The sequence below is a fragment of the Arthrobacter sp. Z1-15 genome (assembly GCF_054792395.1).
This window is the reverse complement of record NZ_CP096454.1, coordinates 2,263,166-2,285,378: the sequence shown is the minus strand read 5'-3', so window position 1 is coordinate 2,285,378 and position 22,213 is coordinate 2,263,166. Positions and strand designations below refer to the sequence as shown.

Here is a 22,213-nt window from a genome sequence, read left to right as displayed (position 1 = left end):
AGTCTAGCTAAGCCAACCAACTAGTTCGTTTTGAAGAAGGTTTTCCCCTACATGGACCGTACGACCACTGCCGGACTGCCTCCGGCCGTCGACCATTCCGCCCATCCGCACCGCTGGATGCTCCTCGGCGTCCTGGCCCTGGCCCAGCTGATGGTGGTCCTGGACGGAACCATCGTCAACATCGCCCTGCCCGATGCGCAGCGCGAGCTCGGCATGTCCGACGGCGACCGCACCTGGGTCGTCACCATTTACGCCCTGGCCTTCGGGTCGCTGCTGCTGCTCGGCGGCCGCATTGCGGACTACTGGGGCCGCAAGCGTACGTTCATGGTGGGAATGCTCGGCTTCGCCGTAGCCTCCGCGCTGGGCGGATTCGCTGAAAGCACCGAGGTCCTCCTGGCTGCCCGCGGACTGCAGGGTGCCTTCGCCGCGCTGCTGGCCCCGGCCTCGCTCGCTATCCTGACCATCACCTTTCCCTCGGGCAAGGACCGCATCAAGGCGTTTGCCGTGTACGGCGCGATCGGCGGCGGCGGTGCGGCAATCGGTCTGCTGCTCGGCGGCGTCCTGACCCAGTACGCGTCCTGGAACTGGTGCCTGCTGGTGAACGTGCCGATCGCCGTCGTTGCCATTGCGGCCGGCCTGCCCCTGATCCGGGAAAGCAAGGCGCACGGCAACACCCGCTACGACCTGCCCGGAGCCATCCTGGTGGTTGCCGGCCTCGCCGCGCTGGTCTACGGCTTTGCCCAGGCTGAAAACGGCTGGGCCCGCGCCCAGACGCTTGGCTTCCTGGCCGCCGGTGCCCTTATTCTTGCCCTGTTTGTCCTGGTGGAATCCAAGGTGTCCAACCCGCTGCTTCCGCTGCGCGTCCTGACCAACCGGGTCCGCGGCGGCGCCTTCCTGGTCTCCACCCTGACCGGTGCCGCGCTGCTGGGCGGCATCCTGTTCCTGGTGTTCTACTTCCAGATTGTGCTGGGCTACTCGCCGCTGAAGTCCGGCCTGGCGTCGCTGCCCATGACAGTGGCCATCACCGTCGGTGCGGGCGTGCTGTCCAAGTTCCTGCCGCGTACAGGGGTGCGCCTGCCGATGACGCTGGGCCCGGTGGTGGGCGCCGTCGGCCTCTTCTGGCTCTCCTTTATTACGGTGGAGGGAAACTACGCCCTGGAAGTCCTGCCGGGACTGGTCCTGCTGGGCTTCGGGCTCGCCATGATTTTTGTGCCGCTGCAGAACGTTGCGCTGGCCGGCATCGACGAGCACGACGCCGGTGTGGCCAGTGCCGCTGTTTCGGCGACCCAGCAGATCGGCGGCTCCATCGGTACCGCACTGTTCACTGCGATTTACACGGCAGCAGTGTCGGGTTACCTCAGCAACAGGGAAGTCCTGCCGCTCACGCAGCTTGAAGCCCTCGTCAGCGGTTATTCCTCGGCGTTCATGTGGGCCGGTGCCGCCATTGCCCTGGCAGCTCCGATCAGTTTCTTCATGATCCGCCTGTCCAAGAAGGATCTGATGGACGTTCCCGCCGTTCCCCACCTCGGCTAGGTTGCCTGACTGATACGCAACAGACCGCACGTCGCGGACCGGTTCCTGCTTTCGCGGGAGCCGGTCCGTGCGTGGTTAACCGCCGGCTTTTGTGCCCGCCCGGGACGCCGGTGTGAAAGTCCTGCGAACGATTCTGCTGAGGACCTCGCGGCGGCGTTGATGGTCCGCGGCCTCATCGGACTTCGCCGCGGTGAAGGTGGTGCTGGCAGGGGACCAGGTCATGGAGATTGCGATGACCGTGGTCAGGACCTCGAACGGCGTGAAGTACTCGTCGATGTATCCGGCATCCTGGGCTTTCGCGATGGCGGCAAGCTTGTCCGCATCGAGTCGGTCCGTGTGGGCGGTGAGGTGCCCGGTGGGTCGCCGTTCCAGCCGGGCCCAGGTCGCGAGGCGAACGAGCTCGGGGTGCTCGAGGTATTCGTCGTAGAGCCGCACCGCATATCCGGGAAGGTCCTCCCCATCTATGGGAACGGCGTTCACTATGCCGTCCAGGGACGCCTTGAAGACCGTTTCAAACAAGGCATCCTTGCTGCCGTAGAACGCGTAGAGCTGAGCTTTGTTCGCCCGGGCATTCGCCGCGATCCTGTCCACCCGGGCGCCGGCAATTCCGTATGCTGCGAACTCCTCGCCCGCGGCAGTGAGGATCCGTTCGCGGGTTGCGTCTCCTGGCTTCATTCTTCCACCGTAACAAACTAGTTGGTTGCTTTTCCTGTGCGCCCGGAGTAGCGTCGCTCCATCGAGTAACTAACTAGTTTGTTTCTTGATACCCATCACTCCTACACGGCGGAAAGAAACCCCATGAGAAAAACGACAGCACTCGTCGCTGCTGCAGACAATGAGCCCCTGACGACCGGGATTATCGAACGGAGGGACCTCCGCAGCAGGGATGCCGCCATCGATGTGACTTTCTGCGGTGTCTGCCATTCGGACCTCAACGAGATTCACCGCCACGGAAACAAACCCCTGGTCGCCGGCCACGAATTGGTCGGAATTGTCCGTGCCGTGGGACCGGACGTCACCCGGTTCCGCAGGGGGGACCAGGTGGCCGTCGGCAATATCGTGGACTCCTGCGGCAGTTGCATCATGTGCACCGCCGGCCAGGAAAACTATTGCGAGCAATTCCCCACCCTGACCTACGGCGGCACCGACCGCGTCGACGGATCCGCGACTCAGGGCGGCTTTGCCCGGGAATACATCGCCACGGAAAAGTTCGTTTATCCGCTTCCCGGAAACCTCGATCCCGCCGGAGTCGCTCCGCTGATGTGCGCCGGAATCACCGTATGGGAACCTCTTGTCCGCTGGAAGGCAGGACCTGGCAGAACGGTGGGAATCGTTGGCCTTGGCGGCCTGGGCCACCTCGCGGTGAAGTTCGCACATGCCCTCGGTGCCAGCGTGGTCCTGTTCACCACCTCGGAGGAAAAAGCTGCGGGGGCAAAGCGGCTGGGGGTCGACGAGGTGGTCGTGTCGAAAGAGCCGGCCGCCATGCAGGCTCAGTCAAACCGCTTCGATCTCATCATTGACACCGCCTCCGCTCCCCATGACCTCACCCCCTACGTCCGTGCGCTGGCACTTGACGGCACGCTCTGCGCCCTCGGCGCGCTCGGGTCCATGCAGTTCGATCCACTGGCATTGCTCATCGGCCGGAAGAGTATTGCCTCTGCCGGCAGTGGCGGTACTGCGGGAACGCAGGCCATGCTCGACTTTTGCAGCCGGCACGGAATCACCGCGGATGTGGAAGTGCTGCCGGCACGGGACATTAACACTGCCCTCGCCAGGCTCGAAGGCAATGACGTCCGGTTCCGCTTCGTGGTGGATATGACGCAAATCTGAGCGTCGCTGCCGTATTCCTAGTCGAGGTGGAAAACTTCCGGCAGTGCCACCATGGCCTCATCCGGGCGCCGGCCGTCCATGGGCTCAAAAAGGTCTCCCATGGAGGCCTGCCATGCCGCATTGATCTCGCGCTCCTCCATGGCGGCCTGGGCAGCAGCAAAATCCTCGGTTTCGAGATAGCCGATCAGCAGGCCGTCCGGCTTGAGGAAGAGGCTGTAGTTGTGCCAGCCGGTTTCCCGCAGGGCCTGCTGCATCTCGGGCCATACCTCCGAGTGGCGTCTCCGGTACTCGTCCAGGCAGTCCTGACGGACCTGAAGAGTGAAGCAAACCCGCTGCATTTAAGCCTCCGAAGTCATGACGTACGCCGGTTTCAGCTTCCGTCGGGGGTGTTGTAGTCTGTGTCGAGCCTAACATTGAATCGTTTTAATGAAACGTTCCAAAAGCGTTCGCCCGGACTGAAAACACCGGCGGACCGCAGAGATCAGGAGACACAACGGCGTGCGTATCGGCAGCAAGGAAACCAAGGGTTGGAAGGCCACGATCTCGGTGGCGATGTCCAACTACATCGAGGCGGGGTCAATCATTGCCATCGCCTCCAGCCTGTCCCTGTGGCAGGAATATCTGGGTATCGACAACTACCTCACCGGACTGCTGGCCGCACTGAGCGCCAATGCATTCGGTGCAGCTATCGGCGCGGCCATCGGCGGCCCGCTCTGTGACCGGTACGGCCGCAAATTCATCTACACCTATGACCTCATGCTCTACATGGCGGGCGTCCTCCTGGCCGCCTTTGCCGGCAACTTCTGGATGCTGCTTGCCGCGTTTGTCATGACGGGCATTGCAGTGGGCGCCGGCGTCCCGGCGTCATGGACCTACATTGCCGAGGAGGCACCGGCCGACAAGCGGGCCGCCCATGTGGGCACCGCCCAGCTGGCGTGGTCCATGGGCCCGGTTATCGGGTTCGCCCTTGCCGTCCTGGTGGGTCCGCTGGGACTGCTCGGCAGCCGGCTGATTTTCCTGCACCTGTTTGTGGTGGCCTTCGTGACCTGGTACATCCGCCAGGGCCTGAAGGAATCCGTCTTGTGGACTGAGGAAAAGGCGGAGGCCAAGCGCACTTCCGCTGCCGGACGCCGGCCCCGGATCAAGTACTCGGAACTCTTTACCAACCGGATCAATGTCAAGGCGCTGCTCTTCCTGTTCGGCGTCTACGCGTTCTGGAACACCGTGGCCGGAGCCATGGGCATCTTCATGCCGCGGATCTATGAAGCGGTTGGCGGGCTGGACGGCGTTCAGGCCAACATGCTGCAGGTGGTCCTCTGGGGTTTCACCGTGCTGGCCACGTACTTCGGCTTCATGCGTCTCGCGGACCGCTACAGCCGCCGGCTCCTGTACGGCATCGGTGCCGCGCTGGGCATCATTGCCTGGGTACTGCTCGTCTTCGCACCGCCGGTTCCCCTGGTGCTCGGTGCCTTCGTGGTCCTGTGGGGCGTTTCGGCCGGTATCGGTGCGCAGGCCTTCTACGGGCTGTGGGCGAGCGAGCTGTTCGCCACCCGCTACCGGGCCGGAGCCCAGGGCGTCCTGTTCTTCGCAGCCCGCACGGCCACCGGTATCCTCAGCTTCTTCTTCCCGACCATGCTGGCCACCGTGGGCTTCGTTCCGCTGGGCCTGACCATGATCGCGCTGCTCCTGGTCGCCGCCGTCGTGGGTGTGGCCTTCGCTCCCGACATGCAGGGCAAATCGCTGCAGGAGATCGAGGTTGAGCGTTACGGAGCACCTGTGGAAGCCGCCGGGGAGCCGGTGCGCGTCGCCTCCTAGAACGCCTCCTAGGAGTTGTATGCGTCCGCGCAGCCCGATTTGGTGAGAGGGTACTGCCGCCCTGCCCGGGTCCGCGCCTAACCTGAAAGGGGCGGGGAGGTTACCGGGCCGGCGGCCGGTACCGTAACCTCCCCGGCAGCCCGTCGGCAGTGTCACTTCGGGGTCTGCGGGCAGGGGAAGGTCCTCCAGCACTCCGCCTTAACCAGGGAGCATCAATATGTGCACAGGCATCAGGTTCACGGACGGCAGCGGCAACCTCTATTTCGCCCGCAACCTCGACTGGACGTCCGACTTCGGGGAACGGGTGGTGCTGACACCCACCGGGTACGCCACCAAGTCGCCCTTCGGAGCGGTGCCGAAGATTCAGTACGCCGTTATCGGCATGGGCATCGTGGAGGAGGACACCCCCCTCTACTTCGACTGCGGCAATGACGCAGGCCTGGCCGTGGGCGGCCTGAACTTCCCGGGGTACGCGCAGTACGCTCCGGCACCTGTCGAGGGCGCGACGAACGTCGCCGCGTTCGAGTTTCCGCTCTGGGTGGCCTCCCAGTTCTCCACCGTTGATGAGGTCGAGGCAGCGCTCGCTGATGTTGTGATTGTCGACAGGCCAATCAACGAGAAGTACCCCAGCTCGCTGCTGCACTGGTTAATCGGCGACTCGACGCGCTCGATCGTTGTGGAGTACACGGCCGACGGCATGCATGTCTTCCACGACGACGTTGACGTCCTGGCCAACCAGCCCGGTTTCGGCTGGCACCACGAGAACCTGCGCAACTACCTGAACACCTCGCCTGACTTCCCGGAGGAGGTAGTGCTCAACCAGGCGCACCTGACCCCGTTCGGTTCCGGGTCGCTCATGCGGGGCATCCCCGGGGACTACTACTCGCCGTCCCGGTTTGTACGGGCAGCGTACGTCCACGCGCACTACCCGCCCAAGACAACCGAAGAGGAGAACGTCAGCCGTGCGTTCCACACCCTGCAGGGGGTCGCGATGGTGGAGGGGAGCGCGGCCATGGGCTCGGGCGAGTTTGAGAAGACCACCTACACCGGGCTCTACTCGTCCCGGACCATGACCTACTACTGGAACACGTACGACGACCCGGCGGTCCGCAGCGTTGCCATGGCCGACCATGAGCCGAGCGGAACGGACCTGGTGGTTGTCTAGCCGTGCAGCACGGCCAGTACGCTTGACGGCGGGCTCGCTTAACGGCAGCTTCACTTGACGGCAGGTTCAACTCACGGCAGGTGTGCGGCCCTCACTTCACCTCACTTCACCTCGGTGAACCGGGTGCCGAGGGGTTCGGACAAAGCTGAGAGGTCCAGCGGTTCGGGATCTGCTGAGCCAACCCCCACCTCGTAGTAGTCGACAACAAACCAGTTTTTGCCCTCCGCGAAGTAGACGGAGCCTTCGGATTCCCCGGCGCCGGCCATCAGCGTGTAGGCCTCGTCCCGCGCATCAGGGGTGTCAAAGTGGAAGATTTCCACGGTTTGGGTGCACTTCACTGATTCGGCGGGTATTTGCCCGTTGCTTCCCATGACGGCCGTGGGCGGGGGCGGATTTTCCCGGCAGTCGAGCTGCCCGGACACGGCCTGCCGGGCTTCCTCCAGCGAGGCGTATGACGGAAGGCCGTCAGTGGAAGGCTCTGCCGGGGTGCCTGCCGAGCAGGCTCCGACAAGCAGTGTGAGAAGAACGGCGGCCACGGCACCCCGGTTTTTCAACATCGCGTCCCCCCTTGCACCAGCCAAAGTGTTGTGGGGCTCATAGTGGCACACGCGGCACCGGCGGGAAAGGTTCAGCGGAAGTGCTCCTTCCCCTTGCCCGGGGCATGTTCAGTGAGCCACATCGTTCAGGGCTCCCTATCGTTCAGTGCGCCATATCGTTCAGTGCGCCATATCGTTCAGGGCGCCGTATCGTTCAGGGCTCCCTATCGTTCAGGGCGTCCTAGTGAGCGCATGCCTGATTGACGGCCACAGACAGTTCAGGCGAGCCGCCCAGGGCGCGGCCATGGCACCCGCGGCCAGACGCCGAACGACCTCCTCCGGTGCCACCCACTCGGCAGTCATGACCTCGCTGGCCTGCAGTGTCACCTCCAAGGCGGGTCCCGCGCGCGCGACGTAGAAATCCAGGAGAGCCGAGGTCTCAGTGAATCTCCCGATCAACTCCAGCCCCGACGGCTCCGCATCCAGTCCCGTCTCCTCCCGCAGTTCCCTGCTCGCCGCATTACGGCTCGACTCGCCGGCCAGCGCACTGCCGCCCGGAAATTCCCATCCGAAGGCAAACTCCTTGCCGGCGGCACGCCGGGTCAGCAGAACCGTTCCGTCTTCGCGCTGCACACAGACCGCTGCAATCAGGTGGAAACCTCCGGCCGGCCACTGCGGCGCACCCCTGCGGAAGACGGCACCGGTCGGTGTCCCCCCGGCGTCCACGATGTCCCACCACTCGTCCCCGTCACTCATTGCGCCAGCCGCTCAGGCGCTCAGCGGAAACCGCCGTCGCTGGTCAGCACCTGGCCGACCATCCATCGGCCCTCATCGCTCACGAGCCAGGCAATCAGGCGCGCCGGATCGTCCGGTTCGCCGAACCGTCCGCCGGGAAAGCGGGACAGGACCTCCGCCAGAACCTCGGGAGGCCGGTCGGCAGTATCCAGGTCCAGATATCCGGTGTTCACGGGACCCGGGTTCACGGTATTGAGGACAATTCCGCTGCGGATCAGGTCGGCCGCCACGGACGGGGTGATGCCGGCGAGGGCAGCTTTAGAGGCGGCATAGGCGATTTCGTTCTCCATCACCCCGCCGTTGATCTGGCCGGACGTCATCCAGATGACCCTGCCGCCGGTTCGTCCGTCGTGCTGCATGGCGAAGCTTCGGGTCAGCAGCAGCGTTGAACGCGTATTAACCTGCCAGTGCGCATCCAGTTTTTCCGCGGTCATCTCCGCCAGCGGACCGTCACCGCCGCTGCGGGCGTGATTGCAGATCAGGATGTCCAGGTGCCCCAGGGCAGCCACGGCGGCGTCGATGACCCCGGCGGCGCCGTCGGCCGCCATCAGATCGGTGCTCCCGTGGGCCAGCCGCGCTCCGTCCGCCAGTTGTTCGCGCAGTGCAGCGACGACGTCGTCAACCGGGTCTGCGCCCCACGGCTGCTCAGCGTCGTGGGGCGAGTAGTGGGCCAGGTACAGGCTGGCACCCAGACGTGCCAGCCGGGAGGCAACGGCATAGCCGATGCCCTTCCTGCGGCTGACGCCGGTAATGACGGCGGTCCGGCCGGCCAGCGGAAGGGGAGTGGCCAAGGGCAAGCTCATGTGTGTTCCTCCGGGATGTGAGGCGTGTGTACGGGCAGGGCAGCACTTTTTGAACGCCGGTCCGCCCGTGCAGGTTCAGGCAATGGACACCGATCGCAGTGTCCGCGGTGAGAGACGGTCCTGCAGCACCAGCGTGGCAGCGCCGAGTGCGGCGGCATCGTTGCCGTTGACGGACATGCGCACCTCCACCGGGTGGATGGCACGGGCCATGGCACGCTTGTCCAGGGCGGAGGAAATGGTGTCGACGTAAAAGGATCCGGCGGTGGAGAAAGCGCTGCCGGCGAGGACGATGAGCTGCAGGTCCAGCAGATTGACCATGGAAATAACGGCGCTTGCCACGTACTCGGCCGACCGGGCGATCAGCCGCAGAGCCACCGGGTCGCCGTCGTTCGCTGCGGTACCCACGGCGGCGAAATCCTCGGAGACTATTCCGGTCAGCGGCAGCACGAGTTCACCGCGGGCGACGGCGTCCGCAGCCTGGGCAACAACTACCTGCGGGCTTGCGTACAGTTCCAGGCAGCCGATGTTTCCGCAGGGGCAGGGGAGCCCGTTGGCATCAACACTGACATGTCCGATTTCCCCGACATTGGAACTGACGCCCTGATAGATGGTGCCGTCCATGACAATCCCGGCGCCGATCCCGGAGCCCATGTACACCGAGGCGTAGCTGGTGTAGCCGGCCGTGGCTCCGAGCCAGAATTCCCCGATGGCAGCGGCGGTGGCGTCATTGTCGAACTCGCAGTGCAGCCCGGTGGTCGTGGACAGGGCCCGCCGCAGCGGGAAGTCGGTCCACTCCCGGAACGACGGCGCACCAATCATGGCTCCGGCTGTGCGGTCCAGGGGCCCGGGCGCGGCAAGCCCCATTCCGACCACGGTCCTGCGGTCCACGGACAGCGCGTCAAACAGGCGCTCAATGTCTTCGGTGATGCGGCTGACTACAGCCATGGGTGACGCATCACCGGGCCCGCTGACCCGGCGGCGGCCGACCACGCGCCCGCTCAGGTCCGCCACCACATAGGTGATGTAGTCCTGCCCGATGTGAACGCCAAGTCCCAGCCTGGAGACGGGGTTCAGCTCCAGGAGCATCCGCGGCTTACCTCCGGTGGACTCGCCGCGTCCGGCCTCGAGGACCACGCCGTCATTGAGCAGGGAACGTACTGCCGTGGAGATGGTGGCCTGCGTCAGGCCGGTCATGTCGGCGAGTTCCACGCGGCTGACCGGTCCGGAAACCCGGATAAGGTCGAGGATTTTCCCGCGTGATGATTCACGGGGGCGGGTTTGGTTCACGGTCTGGTCCTTTGTCAGGCGGATGGACAAACGGCGCGGCAGCGGCCGTTACCCTCTAGGGGCGGACACCGCTTCCAGCCAGGCACCGGCAATCGCTGCATGGCCCTGAGGCGTGGGATGAACGCCGTCGCGGGCAAGGGACTCGGGCGGCGCACCTGCCGCAACCATTGCAGTCAGGATCTCGTCGGTGCGGACAAGCGCCGCCCCGAATTCCTTGGCCAGCCGGCGGACGCAGGCAATTTTGGGGTCGAGGTCCTGCCGCCAGGCCTGCTGTTCGGCATTCACGGGCAGCAGGAACGGTTCCATGAGCACCAGTTCGGTGTCCGGTGCCAGCCGCTCCAGCAACGCCCGGTACCTGGCCAGGAAAGTGGCTTGATCCGTTTCCTGGCCGGCGTCGTATCGCCGCCATGTGTCATTGATTCCGATCATGACGGACACGGCGTGCGGGGATTCGCCAAGTACATCGGCATCCCAGCGCCTTGCGAGGTCCTCAACGCGGTCACCGCCGACGCCGCGGTTAACAACGGCCGTCCCGGAAAGATGTGCACTTTCGGCCAAGCTGCGGACATAACCGTCTCCCATGCCGCCTCCGGCCCCTTCACGCCTGCCGCAGTCGGTGACGCTGTCGCCCGCAAACACCAGGCGGCGCCCTTCAAAAAGCGGTGTCGCAGCTGTCATGGGTTTCTCCTCGGGATGGTGGTGTAACTCAGATCACTTACTTTAGTCTTCAAACTAACCCTTGCCTATCCCGCACCGAAATGAGCGCCCATGCCTGCTTCCTCCCGCATTGTCCACTTCCGCGCCAACGGCGTCAGCGTTGTCCTCGACTGTCCGGCCGACGGCCTGCCCGCCGTCATTCACTGGGGCGCGGACCTCGGTGAGTGTTCGACGGCGGAGCTTGGCGCACTGGCGCTTGAAATGGTGCCGCTGCCGGATAACACCACGGACCAGCCCGTGCGGCTCAGCGTCGTGCCTGAACATGCCGCCGGGTGGATGGGAGCTCCCGGCCTGCGGGGACACCGCAGCGGCGGCCGTTCCTGGTCTCCGGCCTTCGGCGGGATGGAATACGAGGTGGTGCACGGCGACGGCCCGGGACAGAACACCGTGCGCGGCGAGGTTCCGGGACATGACGTGCACGGCGACGGCCCGGGTGGAAGGGAGCACGCGGCCGGAGGACGCCTGACTGCCCGCGGTTCTGATCCGGATGCCGGCCTTGCCCTGGAGATCGAACTCCGGCTGACCCCGTCCGGAATGCTCAGGGCGAGGGCGGCCGTCACTAACCTGCACTCCGATGAGTATGAGCTCGAGCAGCTGGTCCTTGCCCTGCCGGTGCCCCCGGTGGCGGCTGAGGTCCTGGACCTCGCCGGCAGATGGGCCAAGGAGCGGGTTCCGCAGCGCCGCGCACTGACCGTCGGCACGCACCTGCGTGAATCCCGGCGGGGTCGCACCGGAGCCGACGCAGCAACTGTCCTGACCGCGGGAACCCGCGGATTCGGCTTCCGCAGCGGCGACACCTGGGGTCTGCACGTGGGCTTCAGCGGAAACCACGTCTCCTACCTGGAGCGGACGGCAAGCGGGCGGACGGTGCTGGCCGGGGGAGAACTGCTCCTGCCCGGGGAAATCAGCCTCGCGGCAGGGGAACGCTATGCCACCCCGTGGCTGTACTTCGCCTACGGGGACGGGCTGGACGCCCAGGCGGCACGCTTTCATGACTGGCTGCGCTCACGCCCCCACCATCCGGCTGCTCCGCGCCCGGTAACCCTGAACGTGTGGGAAGCCGTGTACTTCGACCACCGGCTGCCGCCGCTGCTGGAACTCGCTGAGCGGGCCGCCCGGGTGGGCGTCGAACGCTATGTGCTCGACGACGGGTGGTTCCGCGGCAGGCGCAGTGACAGCGCCGGGCTGGGGGACTGGACGGTGGATACCGGTGTATGGCCGCAGGGACTGCATCCCCTGGTTGCACGGGTGCGGGAACTGGGCCTGCAGTTCGGCCTGTGGGTTGAACCGGAAATGGTGAACCCGGACTCCGACCTGGCCCGGGCCCACCCGGAATGGATCCTCCAGACCGGGGGCAGGATGCCCATGGAGGCGCGCCGCCAGCAGGTGTTGAACCTCGCCGTGCCTCAGGCGTACGACTACATCTTCGGGTGCATCAGCGCCCTCGTCCGGGAGTACCGGCTCGATTACCTCAAATGGGACCACAACCGGGACCTGGTGGATGCCGGTTCCGCTTCCACCGGCGCTCCGCAGGTGCACCTGCAGACGGAAGCCGTCTACCGGCTGATCGATGCCCTGAAGCGTGAGCATCCGGGACTGGAAATCGAATCCTGCTCCTCCGGGGGAGCGCGGGTGGATCTGGGAATCCTGGAACGGACAGACCGGATTTGGGCCAGTGATTGCATTGACCCGCTGGAACGGCTGGGAATTATGCGCTGGACCGCCCAACTGGTTCCCCCGGAACTGACCGGCTCCCATGTGGGAAGCCCGCGCTCGCACACAACCGGGCGCACCCACGGCCTCTCCTTCCGTGCCGTGGCGGCAATGTTCGGCCACTTTGGCATCGAGTGGAACATCAATGACCTGCCGGAAGCGGATCTCGCGGAACTGGCAGCCTGGGTCCGCGTCCACAAGCAGCTTCGACCCCTGCTGCACAGCGGACGTACCGTCCGCAGCGATCATCCGGGAGACGAACTGTCCATCGCCGGGGTAATCGGCCCGGACCGCACCGAGGCGGTGTTCGCCCTGTCCCTGCTGTCCCGACCCGTCACCTGGCCGCCCGGCGCCGTGCGGCTCCCGGGCCTGGATCACGGCCTCCGGTACCGGCTCCGGCAGATCGGGCCGGGCCCGCTGCCCGGCAGCGGAGCGCCGCCCTGGCAGCAGGGAGACGGGACGGTGCTCAGCGGACGCGTCCTCGGAGAAGCGGGAATCCAAGTACCGGCGCTTCTTCCGGAACAGGCCGTGCTGCTCCACCTGGAGGCCGTCGCCAGCGGCTCAGCGGGCGGCGGCCAGTAGATAAGGCTGCGGCAAATAAATCAACGGCAAGGAAATAAACCGAGCAATCGCCCGGAGTTCCTTGACTCGCCTAATAAAGTCGCCTAAGAAAGTACCCAGCGGTTCAGTTTGTGGTGAACCTCACATCCCGGCGGCGCACCGGCCGTCCGAATCTCGAAAGGTACAACGATGTCCTTCAAATTTTCAGGCAGGCGTCCGGCGCGGAAACGGCTGGGGCTGGCTGCCGCTGCCATCGTGGGCTCCACGGCTCTGGTCCTGACCGGCTGCGCCTCCGGCGGCGGAGGATCCGCTGATGACGCGGTCTCCTCCATCACTGTGTTCAACGGCTCCACCGGCACCATCACGGAGAACTTCAATCCGTTCTCCACCACAGCCCTGCAGCCAACCCTGGGCGTCGTGTTTGAACCGCTGTTCTGGTTCAACGCCGCGGTCGAGGAAGATCCGACCCCGCTCCTGGGCACAGCCTACGAGTGGAACGAGGCGGGCACCGAGCTGACCATCACCACCCGCGAAGGAGTGAAGTGGTCCGACGGCGAAGACTTCACGGCCGAGGACGTCGCGTTCACCTTCAACCTGGTCAGTGAAACCCCCGAGCTGAACACGACGGGGCTCTCGGCCACCGCAGAGGCAACAGACACGAACACCGTTGTCCTGACGTTCCCTGAGAATTCATTCATGCAGGAGCCCAGCGTGCTGGGCAACCGCGGCATCGTGCCGGAACACATTTGGAAGGACGTGGCCGATCCGATCACTGAGATCAACTCGGATCCGGTGGGAACCGGGCCGTACAAGGTCAAGGACTTTACGGCGCAGAGCTATCTGATGGAAAAGAACGATCAGTACTGGGAAGAGGGGAAACCCGAAATCCAGGAAGTGCGGTACATCGCCCTCGAGTCGGCCGACGCCGCAACCGGTGCCCTCCTGGACGGGCAGATTGACTGGATGAGCTCCTTCCTGCCGGGTCTGGAAACCATCCTGAAGGACAATGAAAACCTCTCCTACGTGAACACTCCGGCAATGATGACGTCCATCTTTACCTGCGCCAATGAGGCCCTGGGATGCGAGGGGCCGCAGACCGACCAAGCCGTCCGTCAGGCGATCCACCTTGCCATGGACCGGGAACAGCTGAACCAGCTGGCAGGGGGCGGCTTCGCTGAGCCGGCATCTCCCGTCATGGTGCTGCCCGAGCGCGACGCCAAATGGATCTCCAATCCTGAACTGAAGGAAGTGCCGCAAAGCGCCAACGCGTCCGAAGCCGAGAAGGTCCTCGAGGCAGCGGGATGGGCCAAGGGCAGCGACGGAATTCGCACCAAGGACGGCGAGCGCCTGAGCCTGAGCATTCAAACCGTTTCCGGCTGGAGCGACTACATCTCCATCAATGATGCCCTGACCCAGCAGCTGGCCGAGGTTGGCATTGAACTGAAGCCCACCCAGGTGACCTACAACGAGTGGAACAGCAACCAGACGCTGGGACAGTTCCAGCTCTCGCTGGACTCGATTGGACTGCAGCCGTCCAACAACCCGTACTTCACGTACGAGAAGTGGTACAACGTCCAGAACACTACGCCTGTCGGCGAATCCGCCATTGCCGGCAATGCGGCCCGTTACGACAACCCGGTTGTCAACGAGGCCATCTCCGTAGCCCGGGCCACCAACGACGAGGCAGCCCAGAAAGAGCAGTACGCGCTCATCCAGGAGCAGATCGCCACGGACCTGCCCTACATCCCGATCTACGTGAACTCCATGCTGTCGGAGTTCAACACCGACCGGGCCACCGGCTGGCCCAGTGAAGAGGACACCTACGCTCTTCCCGCCTCCTGGAAGGCCTGGGACAACGGAATTGTTCTGAAGAACCTCACTCCTGCGCAGAAGTAACCCTCGGGCTGTTGCCGGTCCCTGACAGGACCGGCAACAGCACGGACCCTCCCTTCCTGCTGCAGAAAGTAGTGGTAATGCGATACATCCTTCAAAAGATCGGGTTCTACCTGGTGGCTTTCTGGGCCGCCCTCACCCTGAACTTCTTCCTTCCCCGCCTGATGCCCGGAAATCCCGTGGACATGATGCTGACCAAACTCGCCCAGCGGGGCCCGGTGAGCCCTGAAGCCCGGGAAGCCATCGAGCTGCTCCTCGGCACCAACTCCCAGGCTTCCCTGCCCGTGCAGTACTTCGAGTACCTGGGCAAGATTTTCTCCCTGGACCTGGGCGTCTCGGTGGCGTACTTCCCCGCCTCGGTTGCCGACGTCATCGGGCAGACGCTGCCCTGGACGATCGGGCTGATCGGCATCGCCACGCTCATTTCCTTTGTCATCGGCGTCGGCCTGGGAATGCTGGCCGGCTGGAAGCGCGGTTCGTGGCTGGATAATTTCATTCCCGTCACCACCATGTTCCAGTCCGTGCCCTACTTCTGGCTGGCCCTGATCCTGCTGTTCCTGCTGGGCAGCACCTGGCAGCTGTTCCCCCTCAACGGCGGCTACAACGTCTACACCACCTCGCCCGGATGGTCCTGGGAGTTCATCGGCAGCCTGATTTACTACGGCACGCTGCCGGCCCTGACCATCGTGATCTCCTCGGTGGGCGGCTGGATGCTGGGAATGCGCAACATGATGGTCTCCACCCTCTCCGATGACTACATCCTCACCGCCGAAGCCAAAGGACTGCGCCCGCGGCGGATCATGACGGCGTACGCGGCGCGGAACGCGGTCCTGCCGTCAGTGGCGGGCTTCGCGATCTCCCTGGGGTTCGTGGTTGCCGGATCCATCGTCACCGAAGCAGTGTTCTCCTACCCGGGCATTGGCTCGGCGCTGCTGAACGCCGTCAGCAGCAACGACTACTCCCTGATGCAGGGCGTCTTCCTCGTCATTACCCTCTCGGTGCTTGGAGCAAATCTGCTCGTCGACCTGCTCTACACCATCATTGATCCCCGCACCCGGGCGCGAAGCTGAAAGGCCGGCCATGACCAGCACCACGCAGGATCCTGACGTCGCAGCTGCCGCGGCACGCAGTACCCGGCCCAAGCGGGCCTTCCCTCCCATGACACCCAAGCTTGCCGCCGGGCTGATTATCGCCGGTGCCATCACAGCATTCGGGCTCTTCGGACCGATGCTGGTGGGCGACCCGTCCAGGGTCAACAACATCGGCCTCTCCGGTCCCGGCGACGGTTTTATCCTGGGCACCACGCAGACCGGGCAGGACGTTTTCGCCCAACTGGCGTATGCGACCCGCGGATCCCTGACCATCGGGCTGATCGTAGGCGTGCTCACAGTACTGCTGTCCGCAATTTTCGGAATTGTCGGTGCCTACGCCGGCGGATGGCTGGATGAATCATTCTCGCTGTTCAGCAACGTCATGCTGGTGATCCCGGGCCTTCCCCTGGTCATCATCATCTCCAGCTACGTCCCGGACAAAAGCATTTACCTGGTGGCAGTGGTCCTCGCCATCACCGGATGGGCCGGTTCGGCCCGTGTGCTGCGCGGGTTCACCCTCAGCGTCCGCAACCGCGACTACGTTGCTGCCGCCCGGGTCTCCGGTGAAAAGTTCTGGCGGATCCTGGGCGTCGAAATTCTGCCCAACCTGATTCCGCTGCTGGCGTCCCAAGCTGTTTTCGCCGTCATCTTCGCGATCCTGGGCGAAGCGGGCCTGTCCTTCCTCGGCCTCGGCGCATCCGGTTCCTTCACTTGGGGCACCATGCTGTTTTACGCCCAGAACGGGCTGGCCCTGCGGCTCGGGGCCTGGTGGTGGTTCGTGCCGCCGGGACTGCTGATCGCGGCGTTCGGGGCAGCCCTCTCGCTGATCAACTTCTCGATCGACGAGATCATCAATCCCAAGCTCCGGGCCCAAACGCGGGCCACCCGCCGCAAGTGGAACGTTTCCAAGGCCCAGCTCCGCCTGGCTGACAAGGAGGGTGCCCTGTGAGCATCGACCAGCCCGTGAATATAGCGGAAACCCGGCCAGGACCCGCCACCCGCACTGTCCGTGCCGCGGAAGCCCGCAGCCACCCGGTCCTCACGGTCGAGGACTTCAGCATTGAATACCAGGGTGAACGGACCGTCCGCGCCGTACGGAACGTGACCCTGACCCTCGGACGGGGCGAAATCCTGGGCCTCGCCGGCGAAAGCGGATGCGGCAAATCCACCCTCGCCTACGGAATCAACCGTCTCCTGAAGCCTCCGGCCGTCATCACCGGAGGCGGCGCGTCCTTCCATTCGCGGGAGGGCTACAGCATCGATCTGGCAGAACTGTCGGGCGAGGAGCTCCGGGCCTTTCGCTGGGACAAGATCTCGATGGTCTTCCAGGGGGCCATGAACTCCCTGAACCCGGTCATCTCCATCCGGGCACAGATGGAAGACATCTTCACCACGCATCGGCCTGACATGTCCAAAAAGGACCGCCGGGAGAAATGCGCGGAACTGCTCGAACGCGTGGGCGTGGACCGCTCGCGGCTTCTGTCCTATCCGCATGAGCTGTCCGGCGGGATGCGCCAGCGCGTCATGATTGCCATGGCAATGGCGCTGGATCCGCAGGTGATGATCATGGACGAGCCGACCACCGCCCTGGATGTCGTGGTCCAGCGGGAAATCCTGCGCGAGATCACCCGGCTGCGGGAAGAGCTGGGCTTCGCCGTCATTTTCATCACCCATGACCTGCCGCTGCTGCTGGAAATCAGCGACCGCATAGCGGTGATGCGTGAAGGCGAAATCGTGGAACTTGGTGATGCCGTGGAGCTCTACACCAATCCGCAGCACGACTACACGCGCACGCTGCTGGCGTCCTTTCCAAGCCTTACCGGCGAACGCGGCGGCTTTGTCCGCGGAACCGTCACCGACCATGAGAGCGGAGTGCAGCGATGAGCGTCCTCGAAGTCCGGGACCTGGTCAAGGAATACCGGCTGCGGGACGGGCGGCACTCCCGGGTGCTTACCGCCGTCAACCACGTCAGCTTTTCGATCGAAACCGGACGTACCGTGGCCCTGGTCGGCCAAAGCGGGAGCGGCAAGTCAACGCTCGCAAAACTGCTGATGCAGCTGGAAAAACCGACATCGGGGCAGATCGTTCTGGACGGAACCCCCGTTGTCCGCCGCGGTGCAGGGCTGAAGCAGTACCGCAGCGACGTCCAGATGGTTTTCCAGGACCCTTTTGCGTCGCTGAACCCGTATCACACCATTGCCCACCATCTGGGGCGACCCTTGATCCTGCACGGCAAGGCGTCAGGCCGCGAGGAGGTCATGGCCGGCGTGCACCGCCTGCTGGAACGGGTACGGCTCGAGCCGGATATGGCGGAGCGCAAACCGCATGAGCTCTCGGGCGGACAGCGCCAGCGCATTGCGATCGCCCGGGCCCTGGCACCTGAACCGCGCATCCTGGTGGCTGATGAACCGGTGTCGATGCTGGATGTCTCCATCCGGCTCGGCGTCCTGAATCTGCTGGCGGACCTGCAGCGCGAAGAGAACCTGGGCGTCTTCTACATCACGCACGATCTGGCAACCGCACGGCACTTCTCGGACGACATCCTGGTGATGTTCAAAGGCGAAATTGTCGAGCGGGGACCCGCGGACGACGTCATCCTCAATCCCCGTCACGAGTACACGCAGCTGCTGGCTGAAGCGGCACCCAACCCGGAAAAACGCCTGAACGCCTGATTCGGTCAGCCCTCTGCCCGCCTGATTCGGCCGGCCCTCTGCCCGTCTGAGTCGGCCGGCCCTCTGCATCCCATCCCTGAACACCGTTTGGAGCTTCGACCATGACACCCTCCCGCACCGCCCACCACGCATCCCTGGACCTCAGCGGTCCGTGGGACCTGATCTGGCAGGACGGCCCCGAGGACACCCCCGCCTATGCCCGCCGCGGAACGCCGCTGGCAGCCACCGTGCCCGGACAGGTCCACACCGACCTGATGGCGGCGGGCCTGCTCAAGGATCCGGATACCGGCTTCGGTGAGCTGGACCAGTACTGGATCGGGCACTCCACCTGGACATACAGCCGCACCTTCACCTGGCCCGGAACCCCTGAAATGCCCGGAACCCCGGAAACGGCCGGATCGCCGGAGCCCCGGACGGACCTGGTGGCGGAAGGGCTGGACACGTTCGCCGTCGTCCGCCTGAACGGACAGGAAATCGCCCGCACCTCGGACCAGCATGTCGGCTGGCGCTGGGATGTCAGTGACCGCCTGGTTGCCGGCGAGAATGTCCTGGCGATTACTTTCGGCTCCGCCTGGGATGCGGCGCACGAATGCCAGCGCGCGGTCGGCGAACTTCCGCGGCCCTACGACGAGCCCTACGCCTACGTCCGCAAGAGTGCCTGCAACTTCGGCTGGGACTGGGGACCGCACTACATCACCGCGGGAATCTGGCAGCCCATCCGGCTTGAGACCTGGTCCCGGGCCAGGATCGAGTCGGTGCGTCCCGCCGTCGAACTCGCCGTCGCTGAATCTGCGGACGGCAGCGGTGGCGCCGCTCCGGCGCACGTGCGGGTCACTGTCGGAATTGACCTTGCGGACATTCTTCCGGGCACCGCACCGTCCGGGCTGACCCTGGCCGCAGTGCTGACGGATCCCGACGGCAAGGAAGCCGCTCGCACCGCCGTCCCGGTGAACTCGGCCGGCGACACGTCACTTGAGCTGACCGTCGCCGAACCGCGCCTGTGGTGGCCGGCGGGACTCGGCGCGCAGCCCCTGTACGGGCTCAGCGTCAAGGTGGTGCACGACGACGGCGGCGTGCTGGCCGCGGACAGCCGGCGGGTGGGCCTGCGCACCGTTCAGATTGATGAGAGCCCAGCCGGGGGCGGCACCGGGTGGGCGATTGTGGTCAACGGCCGGCGGGTGCGGATCCGCGGCTACAACTGGATCCCGGAGGACCCGTTCATTGCCGAAGTGACGGATGAGAGGCTCGGCCGGCGGCTGGACCAGGCGGTCGACGGCGGCGCCAACCTGCTGCGCGTCTGGGGCGGCGGCTATTTCTCCACCGAGGCCTTCATGGACGGCTGCGATGAACGCGGCCTGATGGTCTGGCACGATTTCCTCTTCGCCTGCAGCGCCTATGACGAATCACCGGAGATGGTGGCCAGCGTTACCCTGGAAGCCGAACAGGCCGTGGCCCGGCTGGCGGCACATCCGAGCCTGGTGCTGTGGTGCGGCGGCAACGAGTGTGTCTGGGGCGACTACGACTGGGGATGGCGGGAGATCCTGCAGGGCCGGCCGTGGGGTGCAAGGTTTTACACCGAGATCCTCCCCGGCGTCATCGACCGGGTGGACCCCGGCCGGCCCTACCTGCCGAACAGTCCCTGGTCAGGGTCCCTTGACATCCATCCCAACGATCCGGCCAGCGGTCCGGTGCACATCTGGACCGTCTGGAATGACCAGGACTACGCTCACTACCGCGACGTCGACCCGGCCTTTGTCTCCGAAATGGGCTGGTGCGCACCTCCGGCATGGAGCACGCTGCGGGCCTCGGTGACGGAGGGGGAGCTGCTGCCGGACAACCCGCAGGTGGCCCACCATATGCGTGCCGACCGCGGCATGGAAAAGCTCGCCCGCGGGTTGGAGCCCTACTTCGGTACTCCGGACACGGCGGAGGACTGGCATTACCTGACCCAGGTGGTCCAGGCCCGGTCGCAGAGCGCGGGTGCGGAATGGCTGCGCTCCCGCGAGCGCTGCGCCGGCGTGGTGATCTGGCAGCTGAACGACTGCTGGCCCGTACTCAGCTGGTCCGCTGTGGACGGCGCCGGAATCGAAAAGCCGGTGTTCTACGGGCTGCGGCGTTCTTTCGCTCCGGAACTGGTGACCATTGTGCCCGTAACCCCGGGAGGCACGGACGATCCCGCCGGAACCGGCGGACTGGAACTCGTGGCCGTCAATGACGGCACCGGGCCCTGGCAGGCCGAGATACGCGTCCGGCGGCTGCGTGTCGACGGCACCGAAGTGGCGAGCGGACACTACCGGCTGGAGACGGCTGCCGATTCAACGTCCCGAGTGCAGCTTGACTCCGTGCTGGCGTCTTCCGGGAACGGGGGAGAAGAATTCCTGGTGGCCGACTATGGTTCTGCCGGACAGGAGCAGCGGGCTCTGTGGTTCTTTGTGCCGGATGCGGCCTTCGACACGAAAACTCCGCGCTTTGAGTCCTCGGTGGAGCTCTCCGGGGGTGCGCTGCAGGTGACGGTCCGGGCTGAAACGCTGCTGCGCGATCTCTGCCTCTTTGCTGACCGGCTGGCCGCTGACCTGGATGTTCCGGCTTCGCTGCTGCAGGTCGATGACATGATGCGCACCCTCCTGCCCGGAGAATCGGTAACCTTCACCGTCTCGCGGCGCGACGGCGGGGCGCTGCTCACTGCGCCGCCGTCGGCAGGTGCCTGGCCGGTGCTGCGCAGCATCGGAGACAGCGCCCCGGAGCCGGACGGGGTCGCCCACGGTGCAGGTGCGGATGCGGGTGCGGCAGTGCCGGCGGGTGCGGCAGTGCCGGCGGGATCCCTGGGACGGCCGCTGTGATCGCGGGGATCGAGACCGGGGGTACTAAAGTCATCTGCGCCGTTGCCGAGACCGGCGCACCCGGCACCATTGTGGACCGGCTTCGGATTCCCACTACCTCTCCGGCTGAGACCCTGGGCGCGGTGCGGTCCTTCCTGGACGGCTACGCCTCGGCAGGTGTGCTGGAGGCCGTCGGCCTGGCCGCGTTTGGCCCGGTCAACGTGGACAGCTCCTCGCCGTCCTACGGGTGGATCACGTCCACTCCCAAAGCTGGATGGCGCAACACCGACATTCCCCGTGCCCTGGGCCTGGGGGATGCCATGCCGCTGCAGGTGGTTACCGATGTGACAGGCTCCGCCGTGGGGGAGCAGCGGTCGGGGGCGGGAGCGGGTCTGCGGAACGTGGCGTACGTGACGGTCGGTACGGGGGTTGGCGCCGGTTTCGCTGCCGACGGAGTTCCGTTCCTGCAGCGCAGCCATCCTGAAATGGGGCATCTGCCGGTGCGCCGGTATCCCGGCGATGACTTCCCCGGAACCTGTCCGTTCCACGGTGACTGCCTCGAAGGACTGGCATCCGGACCGGCCGTCCGCGCCCGCTGGGGCCGCCCCGGGGAACAGCTCGGCGCCCTGCAGCGGGAAGCCGTGCCCCTGCTGAGCTTCTATCTGGCCCAGCTGCTGGCTGCCGTTACCTACACCGTTGCTCCCGACCGCATCATCCTCGGAGGCGGCGTCCTGAAGCTTCCCGGCCTGCTGCAGGCCTCCCGGGAGCAGCTTGCGGAAGTCGTGGGCGGGGCTTTGGAAGGGCATCCGCTGACCCGTCCCGACAGCGGCTACATCTGCAGTCCGGCGCTCGCGGATCTGGCCGGCGTGCACGGAGCCCTGTATCTTGCCCATGATTTGGCAGGAAACAGGGCTCCGCTGAGCGCAGTCTGAGAGCCGGGTCTGGAATCAAAGACCCGGCCCTCAGAGTAGTGAGCAGGATTT

The 22,213-nt window shown here is 65.3% G+C and carries 19 protein-coding genes; 12 read left to right on the top strand and 7 right to left on the bottom strand.

All coding sequences use genetic code 11. From position 1 onward, the window contains the following. The first annotated feature begins 51 nt into the window (after positions 1–51). On the top strand, positions 52–1,533 hold the full coding sequence (locus M1D40_RS10435) for an MFS transporter (protein WP_461168785.1): 1,482 nt from the start codon (positions 52–54) through the stop codon (positions 1,531–1,533). Between the two features lie 75 nt (positions 1,534–1,608). On the opposite strand, the gene M1D40_RS10430 is transcribed toward M1D40_RS10435, so the two are convergent. Further along, positions 1,609–2,208: a TetR/AcrR family transcriptional regulator gene (locus M1D40_RS10430; protein WP_341395048.1), complete on the bottom strand. Its 600-nt coding sequence runs from the start codon at positions 2,206–2,208 to the stop codon at positions 1,609–1,611. Between the two features lie 123 nt (positions 2,209–2,331). Between M1D40_RS10430 and M1D40_RS10425 the strand changes: the two genes are divergently transcribed. Continuing rightward, positions 2,332–3,363, top strand: a complete 1,032-nt coding sequence (locus M1D40_RS10425) for an NAD(P)-dependent alcohol dehydrogenase (protein WP_461168784.1) — start codon at positions 2,332–2,334, stop codon at positions 3,361–3,363. Between the two features lie 17 nt (positions 3,364–3,380). Here M1D40_RS10425 and M1D40_RS10420 read toward each other — a convergent pair whose 3' ends face one another. Further along, entirely contained in the window at positions 3,381–3,701 is a 321-nt protein-coding gene (locus M1D40_RS10420) for an L-rhamnose mutarotase (RefSeq protein ID WP_461168783.1), read from the bottom strand. A 160-nt stretch (positions 3,702–3,861) separates the two neighbouring features. Between M1D40_RS10420 and M1D40_RS10415 the strand changes: the two genes are divergently transcribed. Together M1D40_RS10415 and bsh are read left to right on the top strand one after the other, a co-directional pair. After that, a complete protein-coding gene (locus tag M1D40_RS10415) occupies positions 3,862–5,178 on the top strand; it encodes an MFS transporter (RefSeq protein ID WP_461168782.1) in 1,317 nt (438 codons plus the stop codon). Positions 5,179–5,395: 217 nt separating this feature from the next. Next, complete coding sequence (bsh, locus tag M1D40_RS10410; RefSeq protein WP_341395052.1) at positions 5,396–6,343, top strand: choloylglycine hydrolase; 948 nt, start codon at positions 5,396–5,398, stop codon at positions 6,341–6,343. Positions 6,344–6,444: 101 nt separating this feature from the next. On the opposite strand, the gene M1D40_RS10405 is transcribed toward bsh, so the two are convergent. The 5 genes from M1D40_RS10405 to M1D40_RS10385 all read right to left on the bottom strand — a co-directional run bounded on the left by M1D40_RS10405 (position 6,445) and on the right by M1D40_RS10385 (position 10,442). After that, a complete protein-coding gene (locus M1D40_RS10405) occupies positions 6,445–6,900 on the bottom strand; it encodes a hypothetical protein (protein ID WP_461168781.1) in 456 nt (151 codons plus the stop codon). A 210-nt stretch (positions 6,901–7,110) separates the two neighbouring features. Further along, positions 7,111–7,635 (bottom strand): NUDIX hydrolase, encoded by a 525-nt coding sequence (locus M1D40_RS10400; protein WP_461168780.1) that lies wholly within the window; start codon positions 7,633–7,635, stop codon positions 7,111–7,113. 20 nt (positions 7,636–7,655) lie between these two features. Continuing rightward, entirely contained in the window at positions 7,656–8,477 is an 822-nt protein-coding gene (locus M1D40_RS10395) for an SDR family oxidoreductase (protein ID WP_461168779.1), read from the bottom strand. Positions 8,478–8,552: 75 nt separating this feature from the next. After that, positions 8,553–9,764, bottom strand: coding sequence for an ROK family transcriptional regulator (locus M1D40_RS10390; protein WP_341395056.1), 1,212 nt, complete (start codon positions 9,762–9,764; stop codon positions 8,553–8,555). A gap of 48 nt (positions 9,765–9,812) precedes the next feature. Beyond that, positions 9,813–10,442 carry an SGNH/GDSL hydrolase family protein gene (locus M1D40_RS10385; RefSeq protein WP_461168778.1) on the bottom strand — a complete coding sequence of 210 codons (630 nt, stop codon included), beginning with the start codon at positions 10,440–10,442 and terminating at the stop codon, positions 9,813–9,815. A 90-nt stretch (positions 10,443–10,532) separates the two neighbouring features. Between M1D40_RS10385 and M1D40_RS10380 the strand changes: the two genes are divergently transcribed. The 8 genes from M1D40_RS10380 to M1D40_RS10345 all read left to right on the top strand — a co-directional run bounded on the left by M1D40_RS10380 (position 10,533) and on the right by M1D40_RS10345 (position 22,162). Next, positions 10,533–12,776, top strand: coding sequence for an alpha-galactosidase (locus M1D40_RS10380; protein ID WP_461168777.1), 2,244 nt, complete (start codon positions 10,533–10,535; stop codon positions 12,774–12,776). A 168-nt stretch (positions 12,777–12,944) separates the two neighbouring features. Beyond that, positions 12,945–14,651: an ABC transporter substrate-binding protein gene (locus M1D40_RS10375; RefSeq protein ID WP_341395059.1), complete on the top strand. Its 1,707-nt coding sequence runs from the start codon at positions 12,945–12,947 to the stop codon at positions 14,649–14,651. Between the two features lie 77 nt (positions 14,652–14,728). Next, positions 14,729–15,718, top strand: coding sequence for an ABC transporter permease (locus M1D40_RS10370; RefSeq protein ID WP_341395060.1), 990 nt, complete (start codon positions 14,729–14,731; stop codon positions 15,716–15,718). 10 nt (positions 15,719–15,728) lie between these two features. Further along, a complete protein-coding gene (locus M1D40_RS10365; RefSeq protein WP_461168776.1) occupies positions 15,729–16,688 on the top strand; it encodes an ABC transporter permease in 960 nt (319 codons plus the stop codon). A gap of 110 nt (positions 16,689–16,798) precedes the next feature. Further along, on the top strand, positions 16,799–17,623 hold the full coding sequence (locus M1D40_RS10360; protein ID WP_341395101.1) for an ABC transporter ATP-binding protein: 825 nt from the start codon (positions 16,799–16,801) through the stop codon (positions 17,621–17,623). Next, complete coding sequence (locus M1D40_RS10355) at positions 17,620–18,411, top strand: ABC transporter ATP-binding protein (RefSeq protein WP_461168775.1); 792 nt, start codon at positions 17,620–17,622, stop codon at positions 18,409–18,411. The genes M1D40_RS10360 and M1D40_RS10355 overlap by 4 nt, the downstream gene beginning before the upstream one ends. 101 nt (positions 18,412–18,512) lie before the next feature. After that, the gene (locus M1D40_RS10350) at positions 18,513–21,251 is read left to right on the top strand and encodes a glycoside hydrolase family 2 protein (RefSeq protein WP_461168774.1); all 2,739 of its coding nucleotides are present in this window, start codon (positions 18,513–18,515) and stop codon (positions 21,249–21,251) included. Further along, positions 21,248–22,162, top strand: coding sequence for an ROK family protein (locus tag M1D40_RS10345; protein ID WP_461168773.1), 915 nt, complete (start codon positions 21,248–21,250; stop codon positions 22,160–22,162). The genes M1D40_RS10350 and M1D40_RS10345 overlap by 4 nt, the downstream gene beginning before the upstream one ends. Positions 22,163–22,213 lie beyond the last annotated feature (51 nt).

What these genes read in the sequence shown, in the direction of transcription:
- M1D40_RS10365 (WP_461168776.1), top strand. Translation starts at nt 15,729, where the DNA reads ATGACCAGCACCACGCAGGATCCTGACGTCGCAGCTGCCGCGGCACGC.
- M1D40_RS10355 (WP_461168775.1), top strand. Translation starts at nt 17,620, where the DNA reads ATGAGCGTCCTCGAAGTCCGGGACCTGGTCAAGGAATACCGGCTGCGG.
- M1D40_RS10395 (WP_461168779.1), bottom strand. Translation starts at nt 8,477, where the DNA reads ATGAGCTTGCCCTTGGCCACTCCCCTTCCGCTGGCCGGCCGGACCGCC.
- M1D40_RS10405 (WP_461168781.1), bottom strand. Translation starts at nt 6,900, where the DNA reads ATGTTGAAAAACCGGGGTGCCGTGGCCGCCGTTCTTCTCACACTGCTT.
- M1D40_RS10425 (WP_461168784.1), top strand. Translation starts at nt 2,332, where the DNA reads ATGAGAAAAACGACAGCACTCGTCGCTGCTGCAGACAATGAGCCCCTG.
- M1D40_RS10435 (WP_461168785.1), top strand. Translation starts at nt 52, where the DNA reads ATGGACCGTACGACCACTGCCGGACTGCCTCCGGCCGTCGACCATTCC.
- M1D40_RS10370 (WP_341395060.1), top strand. Translation starts at nt 14,729, where the DNA reads ATGCGATACATCCTTCAAAAGATCGGGTTCTACCTGGTGGCTTTCTGG.
- M1D40_RS10430 (WP_341395048.1), bottom strand. Translation starts at nt 2,208, where the DNA reads ATGAAGCCAGGAGACGCAACCCGCGAACGGATCCTCACTGCCGCGGGC.
- M1D40_RS10385 (WP_461168778.1), bottom strand. Translation starts at nt 10,442, where the DNA reads ATGACAGCTGCGACACCGCTTTTTGAAGGGCGCCGCCTGGTGTTTGCG.
- bsh (WP_341395052.1), top strand. Translation starts at nt 5,396, where the DNA reads ATGTGCACAGGCATCAGGTTCACGGACGGCAGCGGCAACCTCTATTTC.
- M1D40_RS10380 (WP_461168777.1), top strand. Translation starts at nt 10,533, where the DNA reads ATGCCTGCTTCCTCCCGCATTGTCCACTTCCGCGCCAACGGCGTCAGC.
- M1D40_RS10375 (WP_341395059.1), top strand. Translation starts at nt 12,945, where the DNA reads ATGTCCTTCAAATTTTCAGGCAGGCGTCCGGCGCGGAAACGGCTGGGG.
- M1D40_RS10400 (WP_461168780.1), bottom strand. Translation starts at nt 7,635, where the DNA reads ATGAGTGACGGGGACGAGTGGTGGGACATCGTGGACGCCGGGGGGACA.
- M1D40_RS10350 (WP_461168774.1), top strand. Translation starts at nt 18,513, where the DNA reads ATGACACCCTCCCGCACCGCCCACCACGCATCCCTGGACCTCAGCGGT.
- M1D40_RS10420 (WP_461168783.1), bottom strand. Translation starts at nt 3,701, where the DNA reads ATGCAGCGGGTTTGCTTCACTCTTCAGGTCCGTCAGGACTGCCTGGAC.